The organism is Nevskiales bacterium, from assembly GCA_035574475.1.
Taxonomy (GTDB): Bacteria; Pseudomonadota; Gammaproteobacteria; order Nevskiales; family DATLYR01; genus DATLYR01.
The window spans coordinates 1-4,648 of sequence record DATLYR010000181.1; the positions used below are offsets into that span (position 1 = coordinate 1).

General features: G+C 71.3%; 3 protein-coding genes. All 3 read right to left on the bottom strand.

Going from position 1 to position 4,648, the window contains the following annotated elements:
* The coding region (locus VNJ47_10965) for an ATP cone domain-containing protein (protein ID HXG29350.1) at positions 1-274 on the bottom strand (274 nt) is incomplete at its 3' end.
* A gap of 306 nt (positions 275-580) precedes the next feature.
* Positions 581-2,902 carry a penicillin-binding protein 1C gene (gene pbpC, locus VNJ47_10970; GenBank protein HXG29351.1) on the bottom strand — a complete coding sequence of 774 codons (2,322 nt, stop codon included), beginning with the start codon at positions 2,900-2,902 and terminating at the stop codon, positions 581-583.
* Positions 2,903-2,962: 60 nt separating this feature from the next.
* Positions 2,963-4,648: hypothetical protein (locus tag VNJ47_10975; GenBank protein HXG29352.1), on the bottom strand; the 1,686-nt coding region annotated here is incomplete at its 5' end.

A 4,648-nucleotide genomic window follows, 5' to 3' on the forward strand; every position in this document is an offset into this window, starting at 1 on the left:
GCACCACTTGCGCGGTCAGCGACTTCACCGTCTGGTGGATGCGCGTGCTGGCGGCGGCATTGCTGCCCTCCACGGCCAGGAAGGCCTTGGTCAGGGCCAGCTCGATCTTGCTGGCGTCGAAGGGTGTGACCTTGCCGTTGCGGCGGATGACCTTGAAGCCGCCCGGGGCCGTAGCGACCATCTCGGCGGTACTGGGTTCACTGGCCAAGCCGGCGCGCGGCAGGTTCTTGTTCTCGGAAATATCGGTGGCAATGGCGCCGGCGGCGGTTTGCATGGGTGGAGGTCTCCCCTTGTCGCAGGTGAAACAGGTTCGTTATGAACAGCTCTAAAACACTATATAGGGGGGTTTTCCCGGTCCGTCAAGCCTAGATATTGTGGTTCAGGTGCAAGACCTGTGCCCAGGCTGTGAACCGGGGGTGGCGAGGGCCGGGGACAGGCTGTGGGCAAGTGGTGGATGGGCTCTGCGCCGACCCTGCGCCCGACCGCTGTTCAGGCCGCAGCCGCGCCTGCCAGCAGCAGAATGGGCAGGCAGGCGCCGCGTCCGGCGGTTGCGGGCTGTGGAGAACTGTCGCAGCGCTCCTCAGTCGACGACCGTCACCGCCACCCGGTCCCAGGCGCCCGACTCGTCCAGCACCGTGATCTCGTAGGCGCCACGCGCCTCGAAGCGATGCACGAAGCCCTGGCGCGGCGCGGTCTGGGCCACCAACTCTCCGTTCACCAGCCAGTACAGCCGGCCGCGGCCGCCGACCGTGCTCAGGGTCAGCGCCGGCGGCGGTGCGGCCGCCGACACGCGGCGGCTGCCGGCACGCCGTACGACGCTGTGCGGCGGCAGGCCGGCGATGTGCAGCGTGTCCGGAACACCGGCGGTGACGCGGCCGCAGGCCGGATCGGGCGGCGGCAGACTGCTTCTGCGCCGCAGCTCGCGCGGCAGCCAGGGCTCGACCACCGCGGGCCAGCGCGCCAGCGTACGCGCCACGCGTTGCGGTACCGCGCAGTCCGCATCCACGCGGCGGCCGTTCTTCGGGTTGATCCAGTAACGCACCAGCCCGCCGGCCCAGCTCCGCTCGGCGCGATCCGGCAGCGTCGGCGGCAGCACGCCGTTCAGGACATAGGCCGTGCGGCGCAGGTGGCAATGCTCGGGGTGCCGGGGATCGGGCGCGAGGCCGAGCGGCCAGCAGATCTCGACCTCGCTGACCGAAGCCGGCCGTGGCGCACGGCGCACGGCGGGGTCGGCCGCCACCTGCGGCAGACCGTCCACGATCTCCAGCAGCAGCGGCAGCGCGGTGACCGCGCCGTAGTGGCCGGGCATCGGTGTGCCGTCCGGCCGGCCGAGCCATACGCCGACCGTGTAGCGGTCGGTGACGCCGATCGCCCAGGCGTCGCGGAAGCCGTAGCTGGTGCCGGTCTTCCAGGCCACGCGCCGGCCGGCCCAGTTGACCGACTGGGTCGGCAGGTCCGGCCGCAGGTTCGATTCGAGCATGGCGCGCACGATCCAGGCCGCGCCCGGCGACAGCAGCCGCCGTTCGCGCAGCGGCGCTGCGGGCGTATAGCGCGGCAGGGCGGCCACGCCGTCGCGCGCCAGCGCGCTGTAGGCGCCGACCAACTCCTCCAGCGTAGTCGCGGCGCCGCCGAGAATCAGCGCCAGATTCGGCTTGCCTGCGTAGTGCAGGCGCAGGCCGGCATTGCGCAGGCGCGCAGCGAAGCGCGCTGGCGTCAACCGGTCGAGCAGATCCACCGCCGGCACGTTGAGCGAGCGCTGCAAGGCCTCCGTGGCGCTCACCGGCCCCAGAAAGCCGCCGCTGAAATTGCCCGGCCGGTAGCCGGCGAAGGATTGCGGCGCATCCACCAGCAGGCTCTCGGAATGGATCAGGCCGTCATCCAGCGCAAAGCCGTACAGAAAGGGCTTGAGCGTGGAGCCGGGCGAACGCTGCGCGCGCACCATGTCCACGTGGCCGAAACGGGCCTCGTCCTGGAAATCGGCCGAACCCAGATAGGCGCGCACGGCAAGATCGGCATTCTCGACCACCAGCACCGCGGCCGAACCGCCCTCGGGCAGCTGCGCCAGGCGCTCGGCAAGCCGAGCCTCGATCGCGCTCTGCAAGGCCGGGTGGATTGTCGTTCGCAACACGCCGGCGGCGAGCGCGGGTTCTTTGAGCCGCTGCGCCAGCAGCGGCGCCAGGAGCGGCTGCGGGCGGTACAGGCTCACCACCACTTCCTGCCGCGCCAGCGCCGCGGTTTTCGCGTCCCACACGCCGAAGTGCTGCAGGCGCGCGATCACCTTGTCGCGCGCCGCGCGTGCCCTGTCGGGATGCCGGTCGGGACGCAGGCGCGAGGGCGACTGCGGCAGCACGGCGAGCAGCGCGGCCTCGGCATGCGACAGCTCCTTCGCCGGCTTGCCGAGGTAGGCATAGCTCGCCGCCTGCACGCCCTCGAGCGGGCCGCCGAAGGGCGCAAGGTTCAGGTACAGCGTGAGGATCTCGTCCTTGGATAGATGCGCTTCGAGCTGCAGCGCGCGCAGCATCTGCCACAGCTTGCCGCCGACGCTGCGCGAATGGCGGTCGAGGATGCGCGCCACCTGCATGCTGATCGTCGAGCCGCCGGACACCACCTCGCCGTGTCGCAGCCATTGCCAGCCGGCGCGCGCCAGCGCGAAGGGGTTCACCCCCGGATGGCGGTAGAACCAGCGGTCTTCGTAAGTCAGCAGCGCCTCGAGGTAACGCGGCGACACCTCGGCCAGCGTCACCGGGTAACGCCACACACCCTGCTCGTCCGCGAAGGCGCGCAGCGGCGTGCCATCCGCGGCCGTGACCACGGCGCTGAAGGGGCGCTGGGTGAGGGGCAGCGGAAACAGGCGGTCGAATAACAGGGCGGTGAGAACGAGCAGCAGGGCGGTCGCCAGCACCCCCACCCCTACCCTCCCCCATCGAGGGGGAGGGGGTAAGGAGGAGGGGGACATCGCCAGCTACTCCCTGACCTCCAGCATCGCCGGCGCCTCGCCGATGCCGAAGATTTCCGGCCGGTACATGTCCTCGACGAAGGGCGGCGGCACGCGGAACGTGCCGGGCGTCACCACGCGCGCGAGGTAGTACAGCCGGCGCACGCCGCCATAGCCGTACAGGCTGAGGGCGGCGACATAGCGGTCGCCGCGATACTCCTGGTACTTGATCGGCCAGGCGTTCATGGCCTGCGCCGGGTCCACGCCCTCGATGAGCACGTTCTGCAGGGTCTCGCCGTCGCTGAGGTTGAGGTTCTCGACCTCCAGTCCCGCCGGCACCAGGTCGGTGACCAGCGCGTCCTCGATGCGCGCCGTGCCGCTGTCGAGCTCGAGGTACACCAGGACCATTTCCCCGGCCTTGAGCGGCCGGTTGCCGAGCGCCTTGCCGTCCATGCCGTAGTAGCCGCGCCGGATCTTGATAACGTCGTCGCGCGGCTTGGGCGGCTGGGTCGCATAGCCGGTCACGTCGGTCATGGCATAGAGCGGGAAATCCGCTTTGGGCGCAAGACGCACGCCGCCGCGCAGCGCGGCGAGGTCGAAGCCGCGCACCAGGCGGCGCTCGATCTTCAGGCTTTCGCGCGCGCCAGCCACGACCAGTTCCGCCTGCCAGGGTCGCGGCTGCGCGGCGTCCAGCGCCTCGCCGGCGAGGAACACGGCGAAGCGCTCCTGCGTGCTCAGCCAGCGGCGGCCGCGCTGCGCGTCGGCCAGGCGCAGCACCAGCGCGTCCGGCGACGGCGCCGCGCCGAGCGCATCGGCATGGCGCGTGAGCAGCGCCAGCATCAGCGCGTCGTCGCGCAGCGCGCTGCCGTAGTCGCCGAGGTATCTGTCCGCTGGATAGGTTTTCGCCAGGCCTTCCGCCACCGCGGCGCGGCCGGTGTCGCGGTCGCCCTGCAGCGCCAGCGCCAGGCCCAGCTGCACCAGCGGCAGGCCGCTTTCGCTGCGGCTGCGGTGGTTCTCGTACAGTGTGCGCAGAGTGCCGAGCGGCGCACGCTGGACGCGCGCCAGCACATAGGCGGCATAGGCCTTGGACGCGAAGCCCAGGTGCGCCGGCGACTGCGACCAGCGCCCTTCCGTGAGATCGCTGCCGGACTGCAGGCGCTGCAGCAACCGGTCGAGCGCGCGCTTGAGCATGTCTTCCGGCACGGCGTAACCCTGGTCGCGCGCCTGCAGCAGGAAGTCGGTCACATAGGGCGTGATCCAGGGATCCTCGGCATTGCCCGGCCATACCGCGAAGCCGCCGCTGGCGACCTGCAGCCCGGCCAGCTTGCCGAAGGCGTACTCGATGCGCTTCTTGCGCTCGTCGGTAGCCAGCGGCTCGAGGCCGAGACTCGCGGCCTTGGCCTCGTCCACGTAGATCAGCGGGAAGGCGCCGCTCACGGTCTGCTCGGCGCAGCCGTAGGGATAGCCGAGCAGGCCCTGCACCGCCTCGCGCAAATTGAGCGGGGCCTGGCTCGACACGGCCAGCGAGGCCTCCACCGTGGCCGGCATCAGGCCGGCGGCGAGCTCGGCACCCAGCGCGAGATTCGCGCCGGGCGCCAGGCGCTCCAGCTGCACGCGCCGCTCGCCCGGCCAGGCCGGGCGCACCGCCAGTTCCCAGCGCCGGTCGATCTTCACCGGCTCGCCGCCGCCGCGGCTCGTGACCTGCACGCGCAG